Here is a 23063-nt window from a genome sequence, read left to right as displayed (position 1 = left end):
GGCAGCTCAAGGGGCGTGCGGCCCCTGCGGCGCGCTGCCCAGGGGCGGCGCGATGTCTTCCAGCGAACGCCCCTCGGCGTCGATGCCCCAACGCCAGGCGATGCCGGCCGCCACCACCACCAGCGCCGCGCCCACCGCGTAGCCCACGAACACATTGGCCCGGCTGCCGGTCTCGATCAGCGCGCCGAACAGCGCCGGCGCCGCGAAGCCGCCGATGCCCGCGCCCACCGCGAAGAAGATCGCGATGGCCATCGCGCGCATCTCCAGCGGGAACACCTCGCTGACGGTCAGGTAGGCCGAGCTGGCTGCGGCCGAGGCCAGGAAGAACACGGCGGACCAGGCCAGCGTCTGCGTGGTCGCGTCCAGCACGCCGTACAGGAAGCCCAGCCCGGTCAGCAGCAGCCCCAGGCCCGACAGCCCGTACGTGAGCGCGATCATGAAACGCCGCCCGATGCGGTCGAACAGAGGCCCCAGCAGCAGCGGCCCCAGCACGTTGCCCGCAGCGAACGGCAGGATGTACAGGCCCACGCTGGCCGGCTCCACCGCATAGAAGCGCGTGAGCACCAGCGCGTAGGTGAAGAAGATCGCGTTGTAGAAGAAGGCCTGCGACACCATCAGCGCCAGCACCACCGCGCTGCGCTGGCGGTAGTGGTGCAGCAGCACCCAGGCCACCTGGCGGAACCCCGGCAGCGTTGCGCGGGTGAAGTGCGGGCCGGTGTCGGCCGATGCGGCGGGCTGCCAGCCGGGCCGATCACTGCGCACCTCGGCCTCGATGGCCGAGACGATGGCTTCGGCCTCGTGCGCGCGGCCGTGTGCCATCAGCCAGCGCGGGCTCTCGGGCACGTGGCGCCGCACCACCAGCACCGCGACCGACAGCACGGCCCCCAGCAGAAACCCGAGCCGCCACCCCAGGTCCACGGCCAGCCAGCGGGTGTCGAGCAGCACCAGGCTCAGCGCCGCGCCCAGGCCGGCGCCGATCCAGAAGCTGCCGTTGATGGCCAGGCTCACACGGCCGCGCACGCGCGCCGGCACCAGCTCGTCGATGGCCGAGTTGATGGCCGCGTACTCGCCGCCGATGCCCACGCCCGTCATGAAGCGGCACACCGCGAACATGGCGAACCCCGGCGAGAACGCAGTGGCCATGGTGGCCAGCATGTACACGGCCAGCGTGATCAGGAACAGCTTCTTGCGCCCGAGCCGATCGGCCATGCGGCCGAACACCAGCGCACCGACCACCGTGCCGCCCACATAGAGCGACCCGGCCCAGCCGACCTGCGTGGCCGTCAGCGCCAGTGTGTCGGGCCGCTCCAGCATGCTGCCGAAGGAGCCGACGATGGTCACCTCCAGCCCGTCGAGCACCCAGGCGATGCCCAGCGCCAGCACCACGCGCCAATGCCAGCGCGACCAGGGCAGGTTGTCCAGGCGCGCGGGGATGGTGCTGGCTGCGGTCATGGGCTGCAGGTGTAGCGCAGCCCGGCGGGGTCGTCTGTCGGCCGATGTCGCCGGTCCGTCCGGCCGCGTGCAGGCACCGGCGCCGCTGTGCCGCTGCGCCAGCGCAGGCTGGCGCACGTGCCACCCGCCAGCCCTGTCTACCCGAGCACCAGCACCTCGTGCACATCGGTGGCCGCATCGCCGCCCACGCGCGTGCCACCGCCGAACACGTGGATGCGGTTGCCCACCGTGGCGGCGCCCAGGCCGTGGCGCCGCGTGGGCAGCGGCGGCAGCGCGGCCCACTGGTCGGTGCGGGGTGTGTAGACCCAGCAGTCGGCGAACACCTTCTGCTCGGGCACCCACTGCTCGCCGCCGAACACGTAGAGCCGGCCACCCCAGGCCGCCGCAGCCAGGCCGCCCTGGGCCTGGGGCATGGGCGCGCGCGTGGTCCAGCGGTCGCTGGCGGGGTCGTACACCTCCAGCTGCGGCACGTTCACCTGGCGCAGCGTGCCGTCCGGCTGCGGCAGGGCCTGGCGCCCGCCCACCACGTAGAGCCGCCCGTCGATGACGGCCGAGGCCGCGCTGTTGCGTGCGGTGGGCGCATCGGCAATGGCCGACCAGCGGCCCGCGGCGGGGTCGAACACCAGGGCGCGCGCGGTGTTCACATGCGCATTGAAGTGCCGCGCATCGGCCGTGCCACGCAGCCGCCCGCCCACCAGGTAGATCTTGCCCGCCACGGCGGCGGCCACGCCCTCGGCACCGGGCGCCGGCAGCGCCACCCCGTCGCGCCAGCGGTCGGCGGCCGGGTCGTACACATGGACCGAGGCCTGCGCCTGCCAGTTCGGAAAGCCGCCGCTGAAACCGCCCACGCCGTAGAGCAGGCCGCCGGCTGCAGCCAGCGCGATGTGGTGGCGCGCTTCGGGCAGCGTGGCCAGCCGCGTCCAGCGGTCGGTGGCGGGGTCGTAGGCCTCCAGGTGTGCGGAGTAGCCCGTGTTCGGGCTCAGCAGCCCACCCGCCACGTAGATCTTGCCGTCCAGCACCTCGGGGTACAGCTCCTGCCGCGCCAGCGAAGCGGGTGCGGCCGTGGTCCAGCGCGGGGAGGCATCCTGTGCGGTGGCGGGGCGCAGCAGCGGCGCTGCGGCAAGACCGGTGGCCAGGCGCAGGACATCGCGGCGGTGCATGGCGAAGGTGGGTGGGTGTGCGTGCATGCCCTACATCGTAGGCAGCCATGCGCAAAACACTAGATGCACAATGCTGCACAGATTCTTTAGCCTGTGTGAACAATGGCGAAACCGGCCCTGGGCGACCTGGACGCATTCGCCGCCGTGGCGCGGCACCGCAGCTTTCGCCGTGCCGCGCTGGAACGTGGTGTGTCGCCCGCTCTCATCAGCCAGACCCTGCGCAGGCTAGAGGAGCAGCTGGGCATGGTGCTGCTGCGCCGGACCACCCGCAGCGTGGCGCCCACTGCCGCGGGCGAGCAGCTGCTGCTGCAGCTGGCGCCCGCACTCGACCAGATCCGCGACGCGGTCGACCGCGTGAACCTGCACCGCGCATCGCCCATGGGCACGCTGCGCATCAACGCGCCCGCGCCTGTCGCCCAGTTCCTGCTGGCGCCGCTGGTGGCCGATTTCCTGCGCGCACATCCGCATGTGGAGATCGAGCTCACCGCCGACGCCGCCAAGATCGACATCGTGCAGGCCGGCTTCGACGCCGGCGTGCGCTTCGAGAGCGACCTGGACCAGGACATGGTGGCCGTGCCGATCGGCCCGCCGCAGCGCTACGCCGTGGTGGCGGCGCCGTCGTACCTGCTGAACCTGCCGCCGCCCCGGCGGCCGGCCGACCTGGCCGACCACGCCTGCATCCGCCGCCGCTTCCAGGGCGGCAGCATCTTCGTGTGGAGCTTTCGCAAGCATGGCGAAACCGTGCGCGTGGACCCTGCCGGCCCGCTGACCGTGAACGACGCGCAGATCGCCGTCAACGCCGCCGTGGCCGGCGTGGGCGTGGCCTACGTGCACGAGCAGTACGCCGTGCGCGAGCTGGAGGCCGGTTCGCTGGTGCGTTTGCTGGAGGATTGGTCACCGGGGCTGGGCCGGCCTTTCCTGTACTACCCGCGCCAGCGCTATGTGCCTTCGGCCTTGCGGGCCTTCATCGATTTTGCGAAGGCGCGGGGTGGGGGTGCGGTGGCGGCTTAGATAGGTCTGGGGAAGGGCGGCGTGTCATGCGTTGCGTCGCAAGGCCACCACGCTCCACCACACACCGTCGCGCCCCAGCACGTCGCCGCGCGTGCCCTGGTGGTGGCAGGTGAAGCCGTGTTCCGCCGCCAGCGCCATGGTCTCCTCGGCCGACACGTCGAACATGCGGCGCTCGTCCGGCACCGGCCCATGGCGCAGGGACATCACCACCTGGCCGCCATCGGCCACGAGTTGCGCGAGGGCCGGCATGCCGGCTGCGCGCTCGGGCGCATCCAGGTGCATCCAGACGGCGGTGAGCAGCACCAGGTCGAAGCGCTGGCCCAGGGCGCGCACGCGGTGCAGGTGCGGCAGGTGGTCGTCCACCCAGGCGAGGCCCAGCGCGGCGTGGCGGCGCTGGCCTTCGGCGCGCAGTTCTGCCGTCGGCTCGACGGCCGTGACCTGGTGGCCCGACTGCGCCAGCGCTGCGGCGTCGCGCCCCGAGCCGGCGCCGATGTCCAGCACGCGGCTGGGCGTGGTGGGAAACAGGTGCAGCACATCGCGGTGCAGGTCGGCGAACGACAGGCTTTCGTACTGGTCGGCCAGGGCGGCTGCGTGGGCGCCGTAGCCGGCTGTGCCGGGGATCTGGGTCATGGTGGCGGATGGTCGCATGGTGGGGGGACTGATCGTCCGCTGGCTCCCGCTCGGCGCGCGCGCATGCGGCGATTGTTCAGCGCGTGGAAACGATCCTTTGCCCAGTGGCTGGTTTTTCTTTCGGAGTGCGGCTTCCACAATTCAACCCATCGATGAGGCGCACACAAGCCGACTCATCGAGGACGGGGAAGGAAGGTCCAGCCCCGCCGACATGAGCAATCGCAACCGTCACTTTCAAAGGAATCCATCATGAACAAGTTCATCGCCTCCGCCCTGATCGCCGCCGCCGGTTTTGCAGCAGCTCCCAGCTTCGCTGGCGACAACATCAGCGGTGAAGTCGGCTACGTGCCCCCCGTGAGCAGCGCCAAGAGCACCCTGACCCGCGAAGCCGTGCGCGCAGACTACCTGCAAGCCCTGCGCAACGACGCGCTGCCCGAACTGGGCGAAGGTGCCGACGTGGGCGCCGTGGCCACAGCCAAGAGCACGCTGTCTCGCGATGCCGTCCGCGCCGAAGCCGTCTACGCCGTGCGGCATGGGCAACTGGTGGGCGGCGAAGTCTGAGAGGCTTCGAACGCTCCGTGACGAAACCGCCTTCGGGCGGTTTTGTCGTTCCTGGCGGCACAGTCGGCGCATGCCACGTCTGCTGCCGCCTGCGCGCACCGGCTGGCCGGCCCGGGGGCGACGCCCTTATTCGCCGTTCCCCGACTCGCCACTGCGCGCAGTCCGCCTCGCTTCCAGCTCCCGCCGCGTCCTGTCCAGTTCCGCGGCCAGCAGCTTCTCATCCGGCAGCACGGTCTGGTACTCGGCGGCCAAGACCTTGTTGGACAGTCCTTCCAGCGCGTAGTGCGCTTCGTTGCTGCCTTTGCTGGCGCACAGGATCAGGCCCACGGGTGGGTTCTCGCCGGGCTTCATCCAGTGCTCGCGGGCGTAGTTCAGGTACATATGCATCTGGCCCGCGTCGGCATGGCTGAACTTGCCGATCTTGAGGTCGATGACCAGCAAGCACTTCAGCTGGCGATGAAAGAACAGCAGGTCGACCCGGAACCAGATGTCGTCCAGCCGCAGGCGGCGCTGGCGGCCGACAAAGGCAAGTCGTCGCCCAACTCCAGCAGGAAGTCGGCCAGGTGCTCGATCAGCGTCTCTTCCAGGTCGGATTCGGAGTACTCGTCCTTGAGGTTCAGAAACTCCAGCACGAAGGGATCCTTCAGTGCCTGCTCGGGCGTGATGGCATCGCCAGACTCGGCGTGTTCCGCATTTCGCAGCATGGCCGCCTTGTTGCGCGACAGCGCGATGCGCTCATAGAACTGGCTGTTGATCTGGCGGTCCAGCTGGCGCACGCTCCAGCCGCAACGCAGGGCTTCGGTCTCGTAGAAGTTGCGGGCGCCGGGGCTCTTGAGGGAGAGTAGGCGCACGTAGGCGGACCACGGCAGCGGGAAGGCCTGCGCCAGCGGCGCCTGGCCTCCAGAAATCGCAGACAGTGTCTGGCGAATCTGGTTCATGGGCCACGCTTGGTAAAACATGCGCATCTGCTGAAGGTTCTGCCTGATGAAGCCACACCCGAAGCGCGCCGACAGGTCGGTGGACAGGCGCTGGATCAAGGCGTCCCCATACGCCGCCCGGTCCTTGCCACCCTGCTCGAATTCCACGATGCGCTGCCCGACTGCCCAATAGCTCGCCGCAATGAGCGAATTGACGCTACGCGCAGCGGAGCGGCGGGCGCTCTCCAACAACGCAACGATGTCGTGATGGATCCCGTCGTAGTCCTGCATGCGTCCGACGGCGCTGGGCAGGGCATCACCCACAGGGCCATCGGCGGAGGGGTGGGCCTTGGTCTTCTTGGTGTCCGACATGGATGATCATGCTGGCGCAAGGCTTGGGGTGACTCGCTGCGCCAGCGCGGTAGCGTCGCGGCCCGAGCCGGCGCCGATGCCCAGCACGGGCTGGGTGCCGTGGCACCGAATGGCGCCGCCACTCAATCGCCCGGGTGCAGCCTGCGCCCGAACGCCCCGTCGCCACTCACGCCCACGATCAGCCGCTGCGTGGCGCGCGTGGCACCCACGTAGAACAGGCGTGCCTCCTCCTGCTCGTCCTGGTCCGGCGCGGGCATGTGGCCCATGCCAGGCATGGCGACCACTGGGAACTCCAGCCCCTTGCTCACCCGCACCGTCATCACCGTGATGGCGTCGGCGGCGGGGTTGTAGTCGCCCGCGCGCTTGCGCAGCTGCAGCGGCAGGCCGCGCCGCCGCAATGCCGATGCGCAGGTGTCCATGGCCGCATAGTCACGGCAGACGATGGCCATGTCGCTCCAGGCGTGCCCTTCGCCGTCGTGCAGGCTGCCGAGCAGGTCGACGATGCGGTGCGCCTCCTGCTGCAAGGTCGGCAGGCGGATGAACACCGGCTCTGCGCCTTCGCGCCCGCACGAGACGGGCTGCACCAGCGGAATGCCGTCCTCGTCCTTCTCGTCCGGGCTCAGCAACTCGGCGGCGATCAGGCTGGCCGTCTGCAGGATCTGGCGCGTGTTGCGGTAGTTGATCTTCAGGATGGTGGTGCGCCCTTGCGCCTGGATGCCCACGCTCTTGAAGCTGAACTGCCGGTTGCGCTGGCGCTCGTAGATGCTCTGCGCATCGTCGTAGAGCAGCAGCAGGCTGTTCGTCTCCGGGTCCACCATCTGCGTGACCAGACGCAGCCAGGGCGGCGCGAAGTCGTGGCCTTCGTCGATCAGGATGGCCCGGTACTGGCCCGACGGAGTCTGCCGCCGGTCTACCGCGCGGATGACGCCCTCGACCATCTCGTCGAACATGCCCGGCCCCTGGCCCGGCAGCGGTTGGCCGAAGGCCACCAGCTGCTGGCGGCACCACTTGTGGAAGTGGCGCGCATGCACCAGATCGCCGAGGCCGCGTGCCAGCATCATGGCCGCCAGCTTCACGGCCAACGGCTCGTTGTAGCAGAGCACCAGCACGGGTTTGCTGCCCGGGCCGGCCGCTTTGGCCAGGTATTCGGCCCGGTAGCCCAGGATCATGGTCTTGCCCGAGCCCGCCACGCCGTGGATCACGCGGTGACCATCGCCCAGCGAGCGCGCCAGTTGCTCCTGCTGGAGGTCCAACACGCGCAGGATGTTGGGCAACTGCGCCTGCTCATCCTCGTCGTCGAATAGCGCGCCCTGGGTCTGCACGCGCACCTCGGGAAACACGATCCAGCGCACACGGTCGATCTGCGGCAGCGAGAGCACGCGCGACCCGAAGGCATGGGAAACATTGCCCACAGCCGCTGCTGGAATCGCTCGGCGTCTTCGCCCTCGTGCATCTCGTCCGCGCAGATGACGAGGTGCGGCTCGATGGCTTCGCCCAGACCGGATGACTCGAACTGCCGGCGCGTGATGCGCGTGAACACCACACCATGGCCCCAGGGAAACGCGAGCTTGCCCTGGTGCGGGCCGCTGGCCTGCAGGAGCTGGGCATCGCGCTCCAAGGCATTGACCACTTGGATGGCGCAATGCCGGGCCTGGGCCAGCGGGTTGATGACGGTCTTGGGCCGCCCGTCGGCCAGGATGTCCCAGCGCTGGGGCGTGGTGTTCACGATGGTGTCCAGCCGCCAGTCCTTGGTCTCCAGGATCAGCAGGCCACGCCGCGGGTGCAGGACGACGAAGTCCGGTGCGTCTGCTTCGGGCCGATGGGCACGTCGTACCAGAGTAGGTAGTCCTCATCGAGTTGCTGCTCCAGGCGTTCGGCGAGGCGGCGCTCGCCGCTGGTCATGCGGGGTTTGCAGGAGCCGAGGGAGGGGATGAGGGTGGCCATGGCGGGCGCCTTAAACGGTGCGGCTTCCCGCCAAGCTGGCTTCAGCAGCGACGTGCCTGTCGGTGGCTTTCAAGCGCCGGGGTGCGGCGGTGATCTTGCCGCTACGCATCCGGCGCTTTCTCGCCGTCCTGGATCAGCGCAGTCAACTCCGTTTCGATTTCTTCGACGGTCGGCAGTTGTGACTGCACCGACAAAGGAATGTCCTTGGTGATGAATGAACTCACGCCCATGGGTTTGTGGATGTCTCGCAAGGCGTACTCCACGTCCAGCTTGTCCTTGTCCTTGCACAGAATCAGGCCGATGGTCGGTTGGTCGTCCGCTGCGCGCAGTTGGTCATCGACCGCCGACAGATAGAAGTTCAGCTTGCCCACGTACTCCGGTTTGAATGCGCCTGCCTTCAGTTCAATGACCACATAGCACTTGAGGCGCGCGTGGTAGAACAGCAGGTCGAGAAAGTAGTCTCTGTCATTCACCACCAAGGGATACTGCCGACCCAGAAATGCAAACCCTTTGCCCAGCTCCAGCAGGAAGCGTGTGATCTGGGCCACCAGCTGGTTCTCGATGTCCCGCTCCACCGCCTGCGGGGCCAGCGTGAGGAAGTCGAACACATACGGGTCTTTCAGGCTTTGCTGTACCAGCTCCGACTGGGGTGCCGGCAAGGTCTTGGCGAAGTTGCCCACGGCCTGCCCCGCGCGCTCGTGGAAGCGTTGCGCAATCTGCCACTCCAGCACCGTGCGGCTCCAGCCGTGCTCGGTGCAGGCTTGTGCGTACAGCAACACCTGGTCCACCGACTTCACCTTGGACAGCAGCGTGCGCACATGGCCCCAGGGGATTTGTCCCACAGGCTGTGGGACGATTTCGAACTGCGGACTGAAGAAGGCATAAAACTGCCGCATCGCGAACAGGCTGGTGCGCGAGAAGCCTTTCATGCCGGGGTACGTGGCCTGCAAGTCCAGCGCCATCTGCTCAACCACTGCTGAACCCCAGGCGCGCTCGCGTTGCAGGACGTCCAGCTGTCGGCCAATATCCCAGTACAGACTCAGTAGCTCGGCGTTCACGGCCAGCACGGCCCGGGTCTGCGATGTCTGGATGCGCTGCTTGATGGCGGCCAGCGCCTGGCGGTAGTCGGTGTGGCGAGTGATCTCGGTCATGCCGTCAAGCTCCGTCCTGCTGCCAGACACGCGCGGACCCGATGCGTCGATACGGGGCCGCGCGCCGTGGGATGCAGGTCAAGTGTTCTTGTGTCGATGCGTTGGTGCAGGCTGGGGCAGCTGCGCGCTGCAGCTTTTGTCGGCATCGCGCGCCGCCGAAGCGGGGGCGTGCCGCTCTGAATCGTGTCCAGCCGGCAGTCCTTGGTCTCCGGGATCAGCAGGCTACGCCGCGGGTTTAGGACGACGAAATCCGGGTCCGTTTGCTTCAGGCCGACGGGCACGTCGTACCAGAGCAGGTAATCCTCATCGAGTTGCTGCTCCAGGCGTTCGGCGAGGCAACGCTCGCCGTTGGTCATGCGGAGTTCGCAGGAGCCTAGGGAGGGGACGAGTGTGGTCATGCCAGCGGACCTCACATAATGTGTGCGTTGCGCCGGCAAATGTGAAGATGCAAAGTCGACTTTCTCTCTGCAGGCTTCACGCTTCAGTGGGATTGCTCAGTGCCGCAGGCGCCAATGAGTTTCGGGTTATGGACATTCCGCCAATTTCGCAGCAATCAGAAAATTCCATCACAATTGCCCCTGATGGGACAAAGGGTTAACCGGCATGGTTGGATATTTGTGGCATCCCGGGCGTCGAGGGATGAGGTAATTTTACTGCGAACCAGAGTATATGAGGGAAGCCTTGCGTATATCTTCATCTTTATCGGCGCTTCCAAGGTCAATCATTTTGAATTCGTGAACTTTTCTGGCTGCAGTGTATTGACTTAGATCAAGCATGTAGGCTTCGAAAAGCTCGCCTGACGCTCCTTTTTTCAAGGTTACTCTTGATTTAACCGGATGCACCAATCGCAAGTCAATCAGTTGATCGATTGATTCGCGAACCGGTCCGACGAGTTTCTGAGAAACCAGGAAGACATTGCATTTTGATGTTTCGGTGCAAAAATCAACCAGCGATTTGAACTCGTCCTCGAGTATTTTTCGCTCAGAGTCTGTGTCCAGTTTAAACTCTTCCTGCTTCAGGGGTGAGTAGTCGCCAGTAGCAAGATTCACATCCTCCGCCCCAATTTTCGGTCCGCGATGATGGCTTTTGTCACGATTTCTGGCTTGATTAATTGAGTTTGCAAAAATTCCGATGAAGTCACGCGTGACTCCACCCGAGGCAATTATTAATCGATCAATGGCCGTAGGGTTGAGCAACCCGGATATGGTGAGTGGGGGCGTCTCATCGAGGAGATTTGTAAGTATTTTCCTTAGAAAGTCCCGAAGGGTTCCGTACTTCTCCAAAGAAATATCTAAGTTTATCTTTAGCTTGATCTGATCTTCGAATATGGTAGAGATCGTCGAGAATTAGAAATGCAGCACCATCCGAAAGCACTGATAATTGGAGAAAAAACTCCTTGAAGCGAAGGATGTTTTGATGTAAATACTCCACCTTGTGTGAAACATACTTTGCCTGTTCTTCCGTCTCTTCAGAGTCCTTGACGGCAATATTGGCTTTCGCCTTTATGCTTGCGCCAGGAATTCCACCATCTGCTTCAGCATTCAGCTCGGATGTCTGGTCGCCCGACTTTTTCTTTGTTTTCTGCTTTTCACTCGATTCGGGTTCTCGGAGCTGGTCCTCGAGATCTTTTATTAGCCGCTTTAGGGCGTCCGATAGTTCTGCTGTCTTATTTTTGTTGAATGGGGCTCGTGCTGGCTTAGCCTGAAAGATCTTGAGCCAGAAAGATTTTTTGCTGGCTGGGGCAGTTGCTGCTTCAACTAGCCATTTATTAAACTCTTGTAAGCTTTTTATCAAGACGCTGATGAGTACGTCGGGGTAGGTATGCCCCTTGAATGTTTCCATGTCGACGAAAGCAATTGGCCGCCGGTCAACCGTAAAATCAGCAACCGATTTTCTTAACAGACTTGACTTTCCAGAACCACGCCTGCCGAAAATCATGTGATGTTGCTTTGATTTTGCACGTGACAACACGCTGGGGGCGGGCTCAATGAATCTCTTTGCGCCCTCAGGAGTGGCTCGTGTCACCTCTTCGCACAGCACCAAAAGCTCATCTACAGCACTTAGTTCAAGTTGAGAACTTCTTTCGACAATTTTGGCTTTGGCCATATTAATTTATAGGTTGTTCGCGGCTCGTTTACTAGGCCGCTGTGGCCCTCCTGAGGGCGAACGCCGGGCCATCATACAAAGACACGAAATGTCTCCATCGCCTAATTTCTACAACGCAGCGCGGCGTAGCAGATCCAATCCGCCTTATGCAATACGCGTGTGGGTCCGTGGTCCTTCAACGGCTCCCTAGTGACGACCACCAAACATCCCCTCAATCTCCCCCGCATACGCCTTGTAAACACTCGCCCTGCGCACCTTCATCGTCGCCGTCACCTCCCCATCGTCGTGGTCCAGCTCCTTGGTCAGCAGGTGGAAGCGTCGAATGTGCGCCACCTGCGCCAGCCGAGCATTCCCACGGTCGATCTCGGCCTGCACCAGGTCTCTGACCTTCGGCAACTCCACCAGCGACCGAAAGTGCGTGAAGGCCAGCCGCTGGGCTTCGGCCCACTTGCCCACGGTCTCGTAGTCGATCTGCACCAGCGCGGCCACGAACTTGCGGCCGTCGGCCACCACGATGCATTCCTTGATGAAGGGGCTGCCCTTCATCTGGTTCTCGATCTCCGACGGCGTGAGGTTCTTGCCGCCGGCCGTGATCATGATGTCCTTGAGCCGGTCGACGATGCGCAGGTGGCCATCGGCGTCCTGCTGCACCACGTCGCCCGTGTGCAGCCAGCCGTCCTGCACCGCGGCGGCAGTGGCCTCGGGGCTCTTGTAGTAGCCCGCGAACACCATGTCGCCGCGGATCTGCAGCTCGCCCTGTTCGCCGATGCGCGCCTCGACGCCCCGCGTGGGCGGGCCCACGGTGCCGCTGCGCAGCTGGTCCACGGCCTGGCCCGTCACCATGCCGCTGGATTCGGTGAGGCCGTAGACCTCCACCAGCGGCACGCCCAGCGTGCGGAAGAAGCGCACCACGTCGGGCGGGATGGGCGCCGCGCCCGTCAGCGCCACCTTGGCGGCGCGCAGGCCGATGAAGTTCTGCAGCGCGCGCAGCACCGTCCAGTAGGCCATCGCAAAGCGCAGTCGCTCGGCGAGCGTCCACTGGCTGCGCGGCTTCTCGGCCAGCGGCGCGCCGGCGGCCAGGGCGCGCGCAACCAGCGCGCGCTGTAGTGGGCCGGCTTCCTGCACCTTGATGCTGATCGCCGCGTGCAGCTTCTCCCAGATGCGCGGCACGCCCAGGAACATGCTGGGCGCCACCTCGCGCAGGTCTTCCTGAACGGTGCGGATGGATTCGCCGAAGTGCACCTGCGAGCCCAGGTACAGCGGCACAAAGCAGCTCAGCATCTGCTCGGCCACGTGGCACAGCGGCAGGTACGACAGGTGCGTGGTGGCGCCGCTGAGGCCCAGCCGGTCGACGATGCCGGGCACCACGCCGCGGATGTTGCGCCACGACAGCATGGCGCCCTTGGGCGCGCCGGTGGAGCCGGATGTGTAGATCATCAGGCCGATGTCGTCCAGCGTCTGCGCGGCCAGCGCGGCGTCGATGCGGGCCAGGCCTTCACGCGCCTGCAGCTCTGCGCCCAGGCGTTCCAGCTCAGCGAACGAGACGATGCGCGCGCGCACATCGGGCGGGTAGCTGGCCAGGCCCTTGGTCTCCACCACCACGATGCGCTGCAGGCGCGGCAGCAGCGCCTGCGCGTCGAGGATCTTGTCCAGCTGCTCCTGGTCTTCGCAGACCACCACTTCCACGTCGGCATGGCCCACCACGTAGGCCACCTCGTTGCTGGGGCTGGTGGGGTACACGCCCACCGTCACCGCGCCGACCAGGCCCGCGCCCATCTGCGCCAGCACCCATTCCACGCGGTTCTCGGAGATCACGCCCAGGTGGCCGCCCGTGGGCAGGCCCAGCGACGCCAGGCCCAGGCCCACGTGGCCGGCGCGGCGCAGGTAGTCGGCCCAGGTGATGGGTTGCCAGATGCCGAAGTCCTTTTGCCGGATGGCCACGCGCGCGCCCTGGCGCTGCGCCTGTTCGCGCAGCATCTGGGGCAGGGTCTTGTGCGGGAGATCAGGCGCGGTCATGACAACCAGCGCTTGCGGCGCTTGTAGTGCTTGAGATCCTTGAAGCTGCGGCTCTCGCCACTGCCGCCCACGCCCAGGTAGAACTCGCGCACATCGGGGTCGGCCGCCAGCCGCTCGGCGCTGCCGTCGATCACGATGCGGCCGCTCTCCATGATGTAGCCGAAGTCGGCCACGGCCAGCGCCACGCTGGCGTTCTGCTCCACCAGCAGCATCGACACACCGCGCTCGGCATTGATGCGCGCGATGATGGTGAAGATCTCCTCCACCAGCATGGGCGACAGGCCCAGCGAAGGCTCGTCCAGCAGGATCAGCTGCGGCTCGGCGATCAGCGCCCGGCCGATGGCCAGCATCTGCTGCTCGCCGCCCGAGAGGTAGCCGGCCAGGCCCTTGCGGCGCTCGTGCAGCCGCGGGAAGTAGGCGTACACGGCGTCGAAGTCCTTGGGCGCGGCCTTGCGGCCGGTCAGCGCGTAGGTGGCGGCCACCAGGTTCTCTTCCACCGTGAGGTCTTCGAACACGCGCCGGCCTTCCATCACATGGGCCAGGCCGCGGCGCACGAGTTGGTGGGCGGGCTGCGCGTCGGTGGCCGCGCCGTCGAAGCGGATCTGCCCGGCCTGCAGCTCGCCGTCCTCCATGGGCAGCAGGCCGCAGATGGCCTTGAGCGTGGTGGACTTGCCGGCCCCGTTGCTGCCCAGGAGCGCCACGATCTGCCCGCGCGGCACGGCCAGCGACAGGCCGCGCAGCACCTGCACGACCTTGTTGTAGACCACCTCGATGTTGTTGACTTCGAGGATCGCGCCGGCGGCTGCGCTCATGTCAGTGAGCGCCCGGCCGCCCGAAGCCACTGAGCGCCCCCTTGGGGGGCAGCGATACGCGAAGCGATGAGCGTGGGGGCTTCATTTCTAGAGCTTGATCCAGTCGGAGGCCGCGACCATCTTCTGCGCCTTCATGTCCGCCCGGTACACGCGGCCCACCGGGATCGAGTTGCCCGAGATCGTGATCGGCGTGCCGATCAAACCGCCCGTGTCGAAGTCCTTGATGGTGTTCAGCGCGGCCTTGAGGTTCTTGCCGTCCAGCGGCTTGCCCGCGTCCAGCGTGCGCTTGGCCGCTTCGGCGAACAGCATGGCCGTGAGGAAGCCCTGGATGTAGGCCGTGCTCTGGTACTCCGGCCGCAGCGCGCGGATCTTCTCCAGCATCGGCGCCTTCTCGGTGTCGTAGTAGTAGCGGAAGGGCATCACGCCCATGAAGCCGTCGCCGGCCTCGCCCATCTTCATCACGGTGGAGCTGTCCATGGTCCAGAAGGTGCCCATCCACTTGCTGGTCATGCCCTGCTGCTTGCCCTGCTGGATGAACTCGGGGATGGGCGCGAGGATGTAGCCGTGGAAGATCGTGTAGTCGGGCGCGGCACGGCGCAGCTTGATGACCTCGGTCGACACGTCCACGCTGCCGGCCGGCGTCATGATCTTGACGGGCACAGACAGGCCCAGCTTCTTGGCCGTGGCCTCGCTGGTCTCGATCGGATCGCGGCCGAATTCCGAGTCGCTGTAGACGAAGGCCACCTTGGCGCCCGGCTTCTCCTTGGCGATGTGGTTCAGCAGGATGCCGAACATCTCGGTGTAGTCCGGCCCCACGAGAAACTGGTTCGGGTACTTGGCCGGGTTGTTCAGTTCGCTGGCGAACGATGCGCCGGCCATCAGCATCTGGCCGCTGCGGTCCAGCTCGGGGTTGATGGTCTTGGCAAAGCCGGTGGAGTCGCCGTAGTACAGGTTCACCTTGTTCTGGCTCGTGATCTTCTTGAAGGCCGCCACCGAGACATCGACCTTGTAGCCCGTGTCTTCCGGCACGTAGCGCAGCTTGCGGCCCTTGATGCCGCCCGCGTCGTTGACCATCTTCACGTAGTCGGCGATGCCCGCGTTGATGCCGATGCCGGCGAACGCGAACACCCCCGTCATGGGGATGGAGCCGCCGATGACGATGTCCTCGCCCTGGGCGCGCGCCAGGCGCGGCATGGCCCCGGCGACGAGGGCGGCGCCCCCGGTCAGCACCAGGGCGCGGCGGCGGGTGGAAGCAATGGCTTGTGCAGCACGCATGGCAGGTCTCCTTCAGTTTCTAAAAGGCCAGAGATGGAAGAAGCGGCGGATGCGCCGCCAGACTTCGGCGAGCCCGTGCGGCTCGAACACCAGGAAGCCCACGATCAAGAGGCCGAACACGACCGTGCGCACGGGAGAGAGAAACACCGTCATCTCGGTGCCGCCGGGCAGCAGGTCGAAGACCAGTTTCAGCACCTCGGGCACCAGCGTCATGAACACCGCCCCCAGGATGCCGCCCAGGATGGAGCCCATGCCGCCGACGATGATGGCGGCGAGGAAGAAGATCGACATCAGGAGCGGAAAGCTCTCGGGCGTGACCACGCGGAAGAAGTAGGCCCACAGCCCGCCCGCCACGCCCGCGTAGAACGAGGACAGCCCGAACGACAGCAGCTTGGTGCGCAGCAGCGGGATGCCCAGCACCTCGGCCGAGATGTCGCGGTCGCGCACGGCGATGAAGGCCCGGCCCACGCGTGTGCGGAACAGGTTGGCCGCGCCCAGCACCATGAGCAGCATCACCGGCACGATCAGCCAGTAGATGCGGAACGAGGTGTCCAGCGGCAGGCCGAACACCGTGGCCGGCTTCAGCGACAGGCCGGTGGTGCCGCCCGTGAACTTGAGGTTGGCGAACAGGAAGTGCGCGATGAACGAGGCCGCGATGGTGGCGATCGCCAGGTACAGGCCCTTCACACGCAGCGAGGGGATGCCCACCACGAGGCCGCCGACCATGGCCACCAGGCCGCCGGCCAGAATATTCAGGCCGAACGGCGTGCCCCAGCGCGCCTGCAGGATCGCCACCGTGTAGGCGCCCAGGCCCATGAACGCCGCCTGGCCCAGGCTCACGAGGCCGGTGTAGCCGGTCAGGATGTTGAGGCCCGTGGCGCTGGCCACGTTGATGGCCACCAGGCAGGCCAGGTAGAGCCAGTAGTCGCTTGCGATGAAGGGGAACAGGATGAGCAGCGCGGCAGCGATGGCGAGCCACACCTTCTGCGTGCGCGAGTCGAACAGCGCCGCATCGGCGGTGTAGGTCTGCTTAAGGGTGCCGATGCGCATGGCCTACAGTCTTTCGATCTCGTGCGTGCCGAACAGGCCGTAGGGCCGGATCATGAGCACGAACACCAGCACGATGAAGGTGGCCAACAGCTTGTACTCGCCGCCCAGGAAGGCCCCGGCCAGCGCCTCGATCAAGCCGATCAGCAGCCCGCCGACCAGCGCGCCGAGCACGCTGTCGAGCCCGCCCACGATCACCACCACCAGCACCGACAGGCCGAACACACCCATCGACGAGGAGATGCCGCCGATGGCGCCGACCACGATGCCGGCCACGGCCGCGATCATGGCCGAGGCCACCCAGGCCAGCGAGAACACGCGCGGCACATTGATGCCCATCATGGTGGCGGCGCCCTGGTCCGACGCGGTGGCGCGCAGCGCCACACCGCCGCGCCAGAAGCGGAACAGCAGCAGCACGAGCGCGATCAGCACCAGCGCGGCCAGCGCGCCGTAGGCCACCTTGGGTGCGAGGAAGGCCTCGCCGACCATCACGGGCGCGGTCGGGAAGAACTCGGGCAGCCGGCGTTGGTCTGCGGTCCAGATGATCTCCACCAGCCCCACGAGGATGGACGCCAGCCCCACCGTGACCATGAACACCGAGATCGGCGGCTCGCCCAGCAGCGGCCGGATCATGGTGCGCTCGACCACCGCGCCCAACAGGCCCGTGCCCAGCACCGCGCCCAGCACCGCCAGCCAGATCGGCAGCGCCATGGTGGTGGCGAAGGCGAAGAACAAATAGGCGCCCACCATCAGCATCTCGCCGATGGCGATGTTGACCACGCGCGTGGCCTTGTAGACCAGCACGAAGGCCAGCGCCGCGAGCGCGTAGAGCCCGCCGCCGGCGACGCCGGTCAGCGCGATCTCGAACAGGTAGGCCCAGTCCATCATGCGGGGACCGCCGTGCCGCGCAGCTTGGCGCGCAACGCGCCCACGTCGCCCGCGCCGAGGTAGGCGCGCACCACCTCCGGATCGGCCTGCACCTGCTGCGGCGTGCCCTGCGCGATCACCTGGCCGAAGTTCAGCACCACCACGTGGTCCGACAGGTCCATCACCATGGCCATGTCGTGCTCCACCATCAACACGGTGATGCCCCATTCGCGCCGCACGTCGAGGATGAAGCGCGCCATGTCTTCCGTCTCCTCGCGGTTCATGCCGGCCACGGGCTCGTCCAGCATCAGCACCTTGGGTTGCATGGCCAGTGCGCGGGCCATTTCCACGCGCTTCTGCAGGCCGTAGGGCAGGGCGGCCACCGAGGCGTGGCGGATGTGGTCGATCTCCAGGAAATCAATGATGCGTTCCTCCACGTCGCGGCGCAGCTCGGCCTCTTCGCGGCGCGCGCGGCCCAGGTAGAACAGCGCGTCGAACACATTCGTCCTCAGGTGCGCGTGGCGGCCCAGCTTGATGTTGTCCAGCACCGTCATGCCGCGGAACAGCGCGATGTTCTGGAAGCTGCGCGCCAGGCCCATGGCGGCGCGCTTCGGCGCGGCAACGCGGGTGATGTCGGCACCTTCGAACTGCACGCTGCCAGCCGTGGGCCGGTAGAAGCCAGAGATGGTGTTGAACAGCGAGGTCTTGCCCGCACCGTTGGGGCCGATCACGGCCGTGATGCTGCCGGGCTGCACGTCGAAGCCCACGCCGTTGAGCGCCTTCACGCCGCCGAACGCCAGCGTCAGCGCGTCCACGCGCAACACGGGTTCGGCAGGGCTGGGCGACAGGGCAGCTGGCATGGCGGCTAGGGTTTCTTCCTGCATGCCGGCGGGGCTACTGGTTCGTAGAATTGCTACCCGCCGGTAACGCGCGATCTTCGTGACAACGCGTAACCCTCGGCATCGGGAAATACCCTGCGCATCCACGCCATGAGCACCACGCCGCGCCGCCGCACCGCCAAGGCCATCGCCTCGCCGTGGCTGGCCGGCGGCGCCCGCGTGGACCAGCGCGAGAAGAAGCGCCAGGCCGTGCTGCAGACGGCGGCGCGGCTGTTCAACGAACGCGGCTTCCACGCCACCTCGCTCGACGACATCGCCGAGAAGCTGCATGTGAGCAAGCCCACGCTGTACTACTACGTCAAGAGCAAGGACGACATCCTGCTCGAATGCGTGCGCACCGCGCTGGCCATGATGCAAGAGGGCATTGCCGAGGTGCGCCAGCGCGGCGGCCGCGCGCTCGACCAACTGCAGGCCTGCATGCGCAGCTATGCCGCCATCGTGATGGACGACTTCGGCCAGTGCGTGATCCGCATCGGCGAAGACCCGCTGCCGCCGCCGCTCAAGAAAGAGCTGCGGCGCCTGAAGGCCGGCATCGACCACGAGTTCCGCCGCCTGATCGCCGAGGGCGTGGCCGAAGGCTCGCTCACGCCGTGCGACCCCAAGCTCGCGGCCTTCATGCTGGCCGGCGCGCTGAGCTGGGTCGGCCGCTGGTACCGGCCCGACGGCAGCATGTCACCCACGCAGATCGCCGACCAGGGCATCGCGCTGCTGCTGGGCGGCGTGCTGGCGCCGGTGCCTGCTCCTTCTTCTTCCATTGCCTTGCCCAAGTTGGGTAGGCGCGCACCACGAAAGACAGCCACATGACCGAAGACAACGCCCCCCTGCAGATCGGCCGCGAAGGCGCTGTCGCCACGCTGCGCTTCAACCGCCCGGCCGCGCTGAACGCGCTCGACGTGCCCATGGCCGAGGCCTTCCTCGCCGCGGCCAAGGACATCGCTGCCGACAAGAGCGTGCGCGCCGTGCTGCTCTCCGGCGCCGGCAAGGGCTTCATGGCCGGCGGCGACCTGGCCGTGCTGCAGGCCGACCCGCAGGGCGGCGCCAAGGCGCTGATCGGCCCGCTGCACGAGGCGCTGGTGGTGCTGGCCGGCATCGACGCGCCCATCGTGGCGCAGGTGCACGGCGTGGCGGCCGGCGCCGGTCTGTCGCTGATGCTGCAGGCCGACTTCGTGCTGGCCGCCGAGGGCACGCGCTTCAACCTGGCCTACGTGAACATCGGCGCCAGCTGCGACGTCGGCGCCTCCTGGGCGCTGCCGCGCTGGGTCGGCCTGCGCCGCGCGCTGGAGATCGCCATGCTGGGCGACATGCTCGACGCCGCGGCTGCCGAACGCATGGGGCTGGTCAACCGCGTGGTGCCGGGCGATGCGCTGGCCGGCGAGGCCATGGCACTCGCCCAGCGGCTGGCGAACGGCCCCACCGTGGCGCTGGGGCAGTTGCGCCGGCTGATGCGCGCCAGCTTCGACCGCGCGCTGCCCGAGCAGCTCGATGCGGAGTCCGCCGCGTTCCAGGTCTGCGCCGCCACCGAGGACTTCCGCACCGGCGTGGACGCATTCTTCGCGCGCGGTAAGCCGGCCTTCCAGGGCCGCTGAGCGCCGGGCGGCCGCTGCGGCTCAGCCGGCCGGCGCCGCGCCTTCGTATGCTGCCTGCAACAAGGCACGCAGCGGCGCGGCCTCGATCGGCCGCGGGTTCGGGTAGGCGTCGCGCAGGGCCAGCGCGCAAGCCTTGTCCAGATCTTCCTCGCGCATGCCGATGTCGCGCAGCGCCACCGGCGCGCCCAGCCGGCGCGCCAGCGCCTGTACACCCTGCGCTGCGTCGGCCGTGCCCAGCGCGGCGGCGATGCGCTGCATGGCCTGCGGCGCCGCGCCGGCGTTGTAGGCCAGCACATGCGGCAGCACCACGGTGTGCAGCTCGGCGTGGGGCAGGTTGAAGCTGCCGCCCAGCGTGTGGCACAGCTTGTGGTGCAGCGCCATGGCCACGCTGCCCAGCACCAGCCCGCACAGCCAGGCGCCGTACAGCGCGTCGCTGCGCGCGGCCAGGTCGTGCGGCGCGGCGTGCAGCGCGGGCAGCGCGCGGCCCAGCGCGGCGATGCCTTCGGCCGCCATCAGGCTGGTGACGGGGTTGCCGTCGGCCGCGTACAGGCCCTCGGCCGCGTGGGCGATGGCGTTGATGCCGCTCACGACCGACAGGCCCACCGGCAGCGCCAGCGTGAGCTCGGGGTCGTACAGCACGCTGCGGGGCAGCACGCGCGCGTCGCGGCCGGTGCGCTTGAGGCCGTTCTCGGTGAGACCGTAGATGGGCGTCATCTCCGAGCCGGCGTAGGTGGTGGGGATGGCCAGCACCGGCAGCGGCGACACCAGTGCGATGGCCTTGGCCAGCCCCACCGTGGAGCCGCCGCCCACGGCCACCAGCGCGTCGGCGCCGGCCGCCGCCGCCGCGGCGCGCGCGGCTTCGGCGCTGGCCATGGGCACGTGCATCACGGCACCGTCGAAGATGCCGGCGGCGCGCGGCCCGAGCAGCGCCGCCACCTGCTCGGCCTGGGCGCGCTGCGGCGCGGTGCACAGCACCAGGGCCTTGCGCGCGCCGAGCCGGTCCAGTTCGTCGGGCGCCTGCGCCAGCATGCCGGGGCCGAACAGCACGCGCTGGGCGCGGCTCTCGTAGGTGAAGGGGCGGTTCGGCATGGCGCTCACTCCACGCTGATCTTGCGCTTGGCGATGAGCTGGCCCCAGCGCTGGCTTTCGCGCTGCACCAGCTGGTCCATGGCGGCGCGGTCGCCGGCCACCACCTCGAAGCCGTTGTCCGCCATCCGGCGCGCCAGCGCCGGATCGCGCAGCGTGGCCGTCATCGCGGCAGAGAGCTTGTCCAGCACCGGTGCCGGCGTCCTGGCCGGCGCCACCATGCCCACCCAGGAATAGACCTCGAAGCCCTTGTGCACCTCGGCCACGGCCGGCACCTGGGGCAGCGCGGTGCTGCGCGCTTGCGAGGTGACGGCCAGTGCGCGCAGCTTGCCGGCCTGCACGTGCGACAGCACCAGCGGCAGGCTGGCGATCATCGAATCGACGTGGCCGCCCAGCAGGTCGGCGATGGCCGGACCGCCGCCCTTGTAGGGCACGTGCAGGCCGCGGCTGCCGGCGGTCTCGTGGAACAGCTCGGCCGCCAGGTGGTTGGAGCTGCCCGCGCCGACCGAGGCGTAGGTCACGTCGCGCTGGCGCGCGGCGGCCACGTAGTCCTCCAGGGTCTTGTGGGGGGAGGCGGCAGGCACCACCAGCACCATGGGCGAGCGCACGGCGTAGGAGACGCCGGCGAAATCGCGCAGCGTCTCGTAGGGCAGCTTGCGGTGGATGTGCTGCTCGGTCGCGTAGGAGTCGAACACCATCGCCACCGTGTAGCCATCGGGCGCGCTCTTGGCCAGCTGCGCCATGCCGATGGTGCCCCCGGCACCGCCCCGGTTGTCCACCAGCACCTGCTGGCCCAGCCGCTCGCGCAACGGCTCCTGCAGCATGCGGGCCACCTTGTCCACGGTGCCGCCGGCCGCGAAGGGCACGATCAGCGTGAGCAGGCGGCTGGGGTAGTCCTCCGCCCGCGCCGGCGCTGCGCCGGCCAGCAGCAGGGCCATGCCGGCCCCGAGCAGGGCCTGGCGCCGGCGCAGGTGGGTGGCGGGAAAGCGCGCGCGCTCGCGGGTTGTCTCGTGTGTGTGCATGGCGTGAAGGGGCAATCGGAAGAAGCGGCCGATGCTATTCTTTGCGCCACACGGGTGGAATGCCGCCCGCAGGCCAAATGCCTTTGCGCGAGGTGCACAGATGAATTCCCTGGGTTTTGCCGAAAGTCTGTCCCTGTTCGTCGACGTGGTGCAGGACAAGAGCTTCTCCGCCGCGGCGCGGCGCCGCGGCCTGGCCGCCTCGTCGGTGGCGCGCCAGATCGACGCACTCGAGCGCGAGATGCAGGTGCCGCTGCTGACGCGTTCCACCCGCGCGCTGGCACTGACCGAGGCCGGCGCGCTGCTGTACGAGCGCGCGCTGAAGATCCTGCACGACCTGATGGACACGCGCAGCGAGGTGGTGGCGCTGGACGGCAGCGTGCAGGGCCTGCTGCGCGTGAGCTGCGTGCCCGCCTTCGGCCGGCGCCATGTGGCGCCGCACCTGCCCGCGCTGTTCGACCGTTACCCGGCCCTGAACGTGGAGCTGGAGCTGACCGAGCGCGTGGTCGACCCGGTGGCCGAGCGCTTCGACCTCGTCATCCGCATCGGCGACCAACCCGACAGCGCGCTGGTCAGCCGGCGCATCGGCAGCCAGCGCTACGTGATGGGCGCTTCGCCGGCCTACCTGCGCCGCCACGGCACGCCGCGCTGCATGGCCGACCTGGCAGCGCACCGGCTGATCGACCGCCAGCACAGCACCAGCGTGCGCGGCTGGCGCGAGCTACCCGGCATCGACTGGCGCCAGCCGCCGCAGTTCGCGCTGGAGAGCAACGACTGCGACACGCGGCGCATGTGCGCCGCGCGCGGCCTGGGCATCGCGCTGATGCCCAACTGGGCCATCGGAGAAGACCTGGCGGCCGGCCGCATCGTGGAGCTGCAGCTGGAGGATGCGCCGCCGGCCGAGGTCAGCGGCATCCACCTGCTGCGCCCCGGCGGGCGCGCCAATGCCAAGGTGCGGGCCTTCACGGACCACCTGCTGCACAGCATCGGCCCCGCGGCCGGCTGGGTGGGGGCGGTGGTGCCGCAGGCGCGGGGTCCGGTGCCGCAGGCGGACACCATGCCGGCGTGAGGTCGGCCGGGCTGCCGGGCTCGGCGCAGGCCTCGGCCGCGCGGAGGGCAGTTGCCGGCCCAGCGCCGCCCCCGCCGATCCCC

The 23063-nt window shown here is 67.7% G+C and carries 20 protein-coding genes and 2 pseudogenes; 5 read left to right on the top strand and 17 right to left on the bottom strand.

The window, feature by feature from the left end; genetic code table 11:
- Positions 1-6: 6 nt before the first annotated feature.
- Positions 7-1452 carry an MFS transporter gene (locus DES41_RS17600; RefSeq protein ID WP_114468929.1) on the bottom strand — a complete coding sequence of 482 codons (1446 nt, stop codon included), beginning with the start codon at positions 1450-1452 and terminating at the stop codon, positions 7-9.
- 137 nt (positions 1453-1589) lie between these two features.
- Positions 1590-2639 carry a Kelch repeat-containing protein gene (locus tag DES41_RS17595; protein WP_245965752.1) on the bottom strand — a complete coding sequence of 350 codons (1050 nt, stop codon included), beginning with the start codon at positions 2637-2639 and terminating at the stop codon, positions 1590-1592.
- A 75-nt stretch (positions 2640-2714) separates the two neighbouring features.
- Between DES41_RS17595 and DES41_RS17590 the strand changes: the two genes are divergently transcribed.
- Positions 2715-3623: a LysR family transcriptional regulator gene (locus tag DES41_RS17590; protein WP_114468928.1), complete on the top strand. Its 909-nt coding sequence runs from the start codon at positions 2715-2717 to the stop codon at positions 3621-3623.
- Between the two features lie 24 nt (positions 3624-3647).
- Here the strand turns inward: DES41_RS17590 and DES41_RS17585 are convergent, their stop codons facing one another.
- Positions 3648-4253 (bottom strand): class I SAM-dependent methyltransferase, encoded by a 606-nt coding sequence (locus tag DES41_RS17585; protein ID WP_114468927.1) that lies wholly within the window; start codon positions 4251-4253, stop codon positions 3648-3650.
- Between the two features lie 249 nt (positions 4254-4502).
- Between DES41_RS17585 and DES41_RS17580 the strand changes: the two genes are divergently transcribed.
- Positions 4503-4814, top strand: a complete 312-nt coding sequence (locus tag DES41_RS17580) for a DUF4148 domain-containing protein (protein ID WP_114468926.1) — start codon at positions 4503-4505, stop codon at positions 4812-4814.
- Positions 4815-4940: 126 nt separating this feature from the next.
- Here the strand turns inward: DES41_RS17580 and DES41_RS17575 are convergent.
- The 12 genes and pseudogenes from DES41_RS17575 to DES41_RS17530 all read right to left on the bottom strand — a co-directional run bounded on the left by DES41_RS17575 (position 4941) and on the right by DES41_RS17530 (position 18181).
- Positions 4941-6103, bottom strand: a pseudogene (locus DES41_RS17575) (PDDEXK nuclease domain-containing protein).
- A 122-nt stretch (positions 6104-6225) separates the two neighbouring features.
- Positions 6226-8047: pseudogene (locus tag DES41_RS17570) on the bottom strand (DEAD/DEAH box helicase).
- Between the two features lie 101 nt (positions 8048-8148).
- Positions 8149-9198, bottom strand: coding sequence for a PDDEXK nuclease domain-containing protein (locus DES41_RS17565; protein WP_114468925.1), 1050 nt, complete (start codon positions 9196-9198; stop codon positions 8149-8151).
- A complete protein-coding gene (locus DES41_RS39825) occupies positions 9195-9596 on the bottom strand; it encodes an NERD domain-containing protein (RefSeq protein WP_114468924.1) in 402 nt (133 codons plus the stop codon). Before DES41_RS39825 ends, DES41_RS17565 begins: the two co-directional genes overlap by 4 nt.
- 252 nt (positions 9597-9848) lie before the next feature.
- Positions 9849-10394, bottom strand: coding sequence for a hypothetical protein (locus DES41_RS37800; RefSeq protein WP_147282873.1), 546 nt, complete (start codon positions 10392-10394; stop codon positions 9849-9851).
- A gap of 25 nt (positions 10395-10419) precedes the next feature.
- On the bottom strand, positions 10420-11304 hold the full coding sequence (locus DES41_RS37795) for a hypothetical protein (protein ID WP_147282872.1): 885 nt from the start codon (positions 11302-11304) through the stop codon (positions 10420-10422).
- Between the two features lie 186 nt (positions 11305-11490).
- Positions 11491-13320, bottom strand: a complete 1830-nt coding sequence (locus DES41_RS17555; RefSeq protein ID WP_114468923.1) for an AMP-dependent synthetase/ligase — start codon at positions 13318-13320, stop codon at positions 11491-11493.
- Positions 13317-14132: an ABC transporter ATP-binding protein gene (locus DES41_RS17550; RefSeq protein WP_114468922.1), complete on the bottom strand. Its 816-nt coding sequence runs from the start codon at positions 14130-14132 to the stop codon at positions 13317-13319. The genes DES41_RS17555 and DES41_RS17550 overlap by 4 nt, the downstream gene beginning before the upstream one ends.
- An 87-nt stretch (positions 14133-14219) precedes the next feature.
- Positions 14220-15407, bottom strand: coding sequence for an ABC transporter substrate-binding protein (locus DES41_RS17545; RefSeq protein WP_114468921.1), 1188 nt, complete (start codon positions 15405-15407; stop codon positions 14220-14222).
- A gap of 12 nt (positions 15408-15419) precedes the next feature.
- Positions 15420-16457, bottom strand: a complete 1038-nt coding sequence (locus DES41_RS17540) for a branched-chain amino acid ABC transporter permease (protein WP_114468920.1) — start codon at positions 16455-16457, stop codon at positions 15420-15422.
- Positions 16458-16460: 3 nt separating this feature from the next.
- The gene (locus DES41_RS17535; protein ID WP_114468919.1) at positions 16461-17342 is read right to left on the bottom strand and encodes a branched-chain amino acid ABC transporter permease; all 882 of its coding nucleotides are present in this window, start codon (positions 17340-17342) and stop codon (positions 16461-16463) included.
- Positions 17339-18181: an ABC transporter ATP-binding protein gene (locus DES41_RS17530; protein WP_114468918.1), complete on the bottom strand. Its 843-nt coding sequence runs from the start codon at positions 18179-18181 to the stop codon at positions 17339-17341. The genes DES41_RS17535 and DES41_RS17530 overlap by 4 nt, the downstream gene beginning before the upstream one ends.
- 129 nt (positions 18182-18310) lie before the next feature.
- On the opposite strand from DES41_RS17530, the gene DES41_RS17525 reads away from it, so the two are divergent.
- Both DES41_RS17525 and DES41_RS17520 read left to right on the top strand, forming a co-directional pair.
- On the top strand, positions 18311-19024 hold the full coding sequence (locus DES41_RS17525; RefSeq protein WP_114468917.1) for a TetR/AcrR family transcriptional regulator: 714 nt from the start codon (positions 18311-18313) through the stop codon (positions 19022-19024).
- Positions 19021-19806, top strand: a complete 786-nt coding sequence (locus tag DES41_RS17520) for an enoyl-CoA hydratase/isomerase family protein (protein WP_114468916.1) — start codon at positions 19021-19023, stop codon at positions 19804-19806. Before DES41_RS17525 ends, DES41_RS17520 begins: the two co-directional genes overlap by 4 nt.
- Before the next feature lie 21 nt (positions 19807-19827).
- Here DES41_RS17520 and DES41_RS17515 read toward each other — a convergent pair whose 3' ends face one another.
- Together DES41_RS17515 and DES41_RS17510 are read right to left on the bottom strand one after the other, a co-directional pair.
- Entirely contained in the window at positions 19828-20895 is a 1068-nt protein-coding gene (locus tag DES41_RS17515; protein ID WP_114468915.1) for a maleylacetate reductase, read from the bottom strand.
- Between the two features lie 5 nt (positions 20896-20900).
- Entirely contained in the window at positions 20901-21914 is a 1014-nt protein-coding gene (locus DES41_RS17510; protein ID WP_211332999.1) for a tripartite tricarboxylate transporter substrate binding protein, read from the bottom strand.
- A 100-nt stretch (positions 21915-22014) separates the two neighbouring features.
- Between DES41_RS17510 and DES41_RS17505 the strand changes: the two genes are divergently transcribed.
- Entirely contained in the window at positions 22015-22980 is a 966-nt protein-coding gene (locus DES41_RS17505) for a LysR family transcriptional regulator (RefSeq protein ID WP_114468914.1), read from the top strand.
- Positions 22981-23063: the final 83 nt, after the last annotated feature.

The sequence above is a fragment of the Pseudorhodoferax soli genome (genome assembly GCF_003337555.1).
GTDB lineage: Bacteria > Pseudomonadota > Gammaproteobacteria > Burkholderiales > Burkholderiaceae_C > Pseudorhodoferax > Pseudorhodoferax soli.
Note: the sequence above shows the minus strand (reverse complement) of the source record. Positions and strands in the feature narration are given on the sequence as shown.

Coding starts and splice junctions, on each gene's coding strand:
- DES41_RS17565 (WP_114468925.1), bottom strand. CDS start 9,198: ATGACCGAGATCACTCGCCACACCGACTACCGCCAGGCGCTGGCCGCC.
- DES41_RS17590 (WP_114468928.1), top strand. CDS start 2,715: ATGGCGAAACCGGCCCTGGGCGACCTGGACGCATTCGCCGCCGTGGCG.
- DES41_RS17545 (WP_114468921.1), bottom strand. CDS start 15,407: ATGCGTGCTGCACAAGCCATTGCTTCCACCCGCCGCCGCGCCCTGGTG.
- DES41_RS17555 (WP_114468923.1), bottom strand. CDS start 13,320: ATGACCGCGCCTGATCTCCCGCACAAGACCCTGCCCCAGATGCTGCGC.
- DES41_RS17535 (WP_114468919.1), bottom strand. CDS start 17,342: ATGATGGACTGGGCCTACCTGTTCGAGATCGCGCTGACCGGCGTCGCC.
- DES41_RS17510 (WP_211332999.1), bottom strand. CDS start 21,914: ATGCACACACACGAGACAACCCGCGAGCGCGCGCGCTTTCCCGCCACC.
- DES41_RS17585 (WP_114468927.1), bottom strand. CDS start 4,253: ATGACCCAGATCCCCGGCACAGCCGGCTACGGCGCCCACGCAGCCGCC.
- DES41_RS17580 (WP_114468926.1), top strand. CDS start 4,503: ATGAACAAGTTCATCGCCTCCGCCCTGATCGCCGCCGCCGGTTTTGCA.
- DES41_RS37795 (WP_147282872.1), bottom strand. CDS start 11,304: ATGGCCAAAGCCAAAATTGTCGAAAGAAGTTCTCAACTTGAACTAAGT.
- DES41_RS17530 (WP_114468918.1), bottom strand. CDS start 18,181: ATGCCAGCTGCCCTGTCGCCCAGCCCTGCCGAACCCGTGTTGCGCGTG.
- DES41_RS17595 (WP_245965752.1), bottom strand. CDS start 2,639: ATGCACGCACACCCACCCACCTTCGCCATGCACCGCCGCGATGTCCTG.
- DES41_RS17505 (WP_114468914.1), top strand. CDS start 22,015: ATGAATTCCCTGGGTTTTGCCGAAAGTCTGTCCCTGTTCGTCGACGTG.
- DES41_RS17525 (WP_114468917.1), top strand. CDS start 18,311: ATGAGCACCACGCCGCGCCGCCGCACCGCCAAGGCCATCGCCTCGCCG.
- DES41_RS17550 (WP_114468922.1), bottom strand. CDS start 14,132: ATGAGCGCAGCCGCCGGCGCGATCCTCGAAGTCAACAACATCGAGGTG.
- DES41_RS17520 (WP_114468916.1), top strand. CDS start 19,021: ATGACCGAAGACAACGCCCCCCTGCAGATCGGCCGCGAAGGCGCTGTC.
- DES41_RS17600 (WP_114468929.1), bottom strand. CDS start 1,452: ATGACCGCAGCCAGCACCATCCCCGCGCGCCTGGACAACCTGCCCTGG.
- DES41_RS39825 (WP_114468924.1), bottom strand. CDS start 9,596: ATGACCACACTCGTCCCCTCCCTAGGCTCCTGCGAACTCCGCATGACC.
- DES41_RS17540 (WP_114468920.1), bottom strand. CDS start 16,457: ATGCGCATCGGCACCCTTAAGCAGACCTACACCGCCGATGCGGCGCTG.
- DES41_RS17515 (WP_114468915.1), bottom strand. CDS start 20,895: ATGCCGAACCGCCCCTTCACCTACGAGAGCCGCGCCCAGCGCGTGCTG.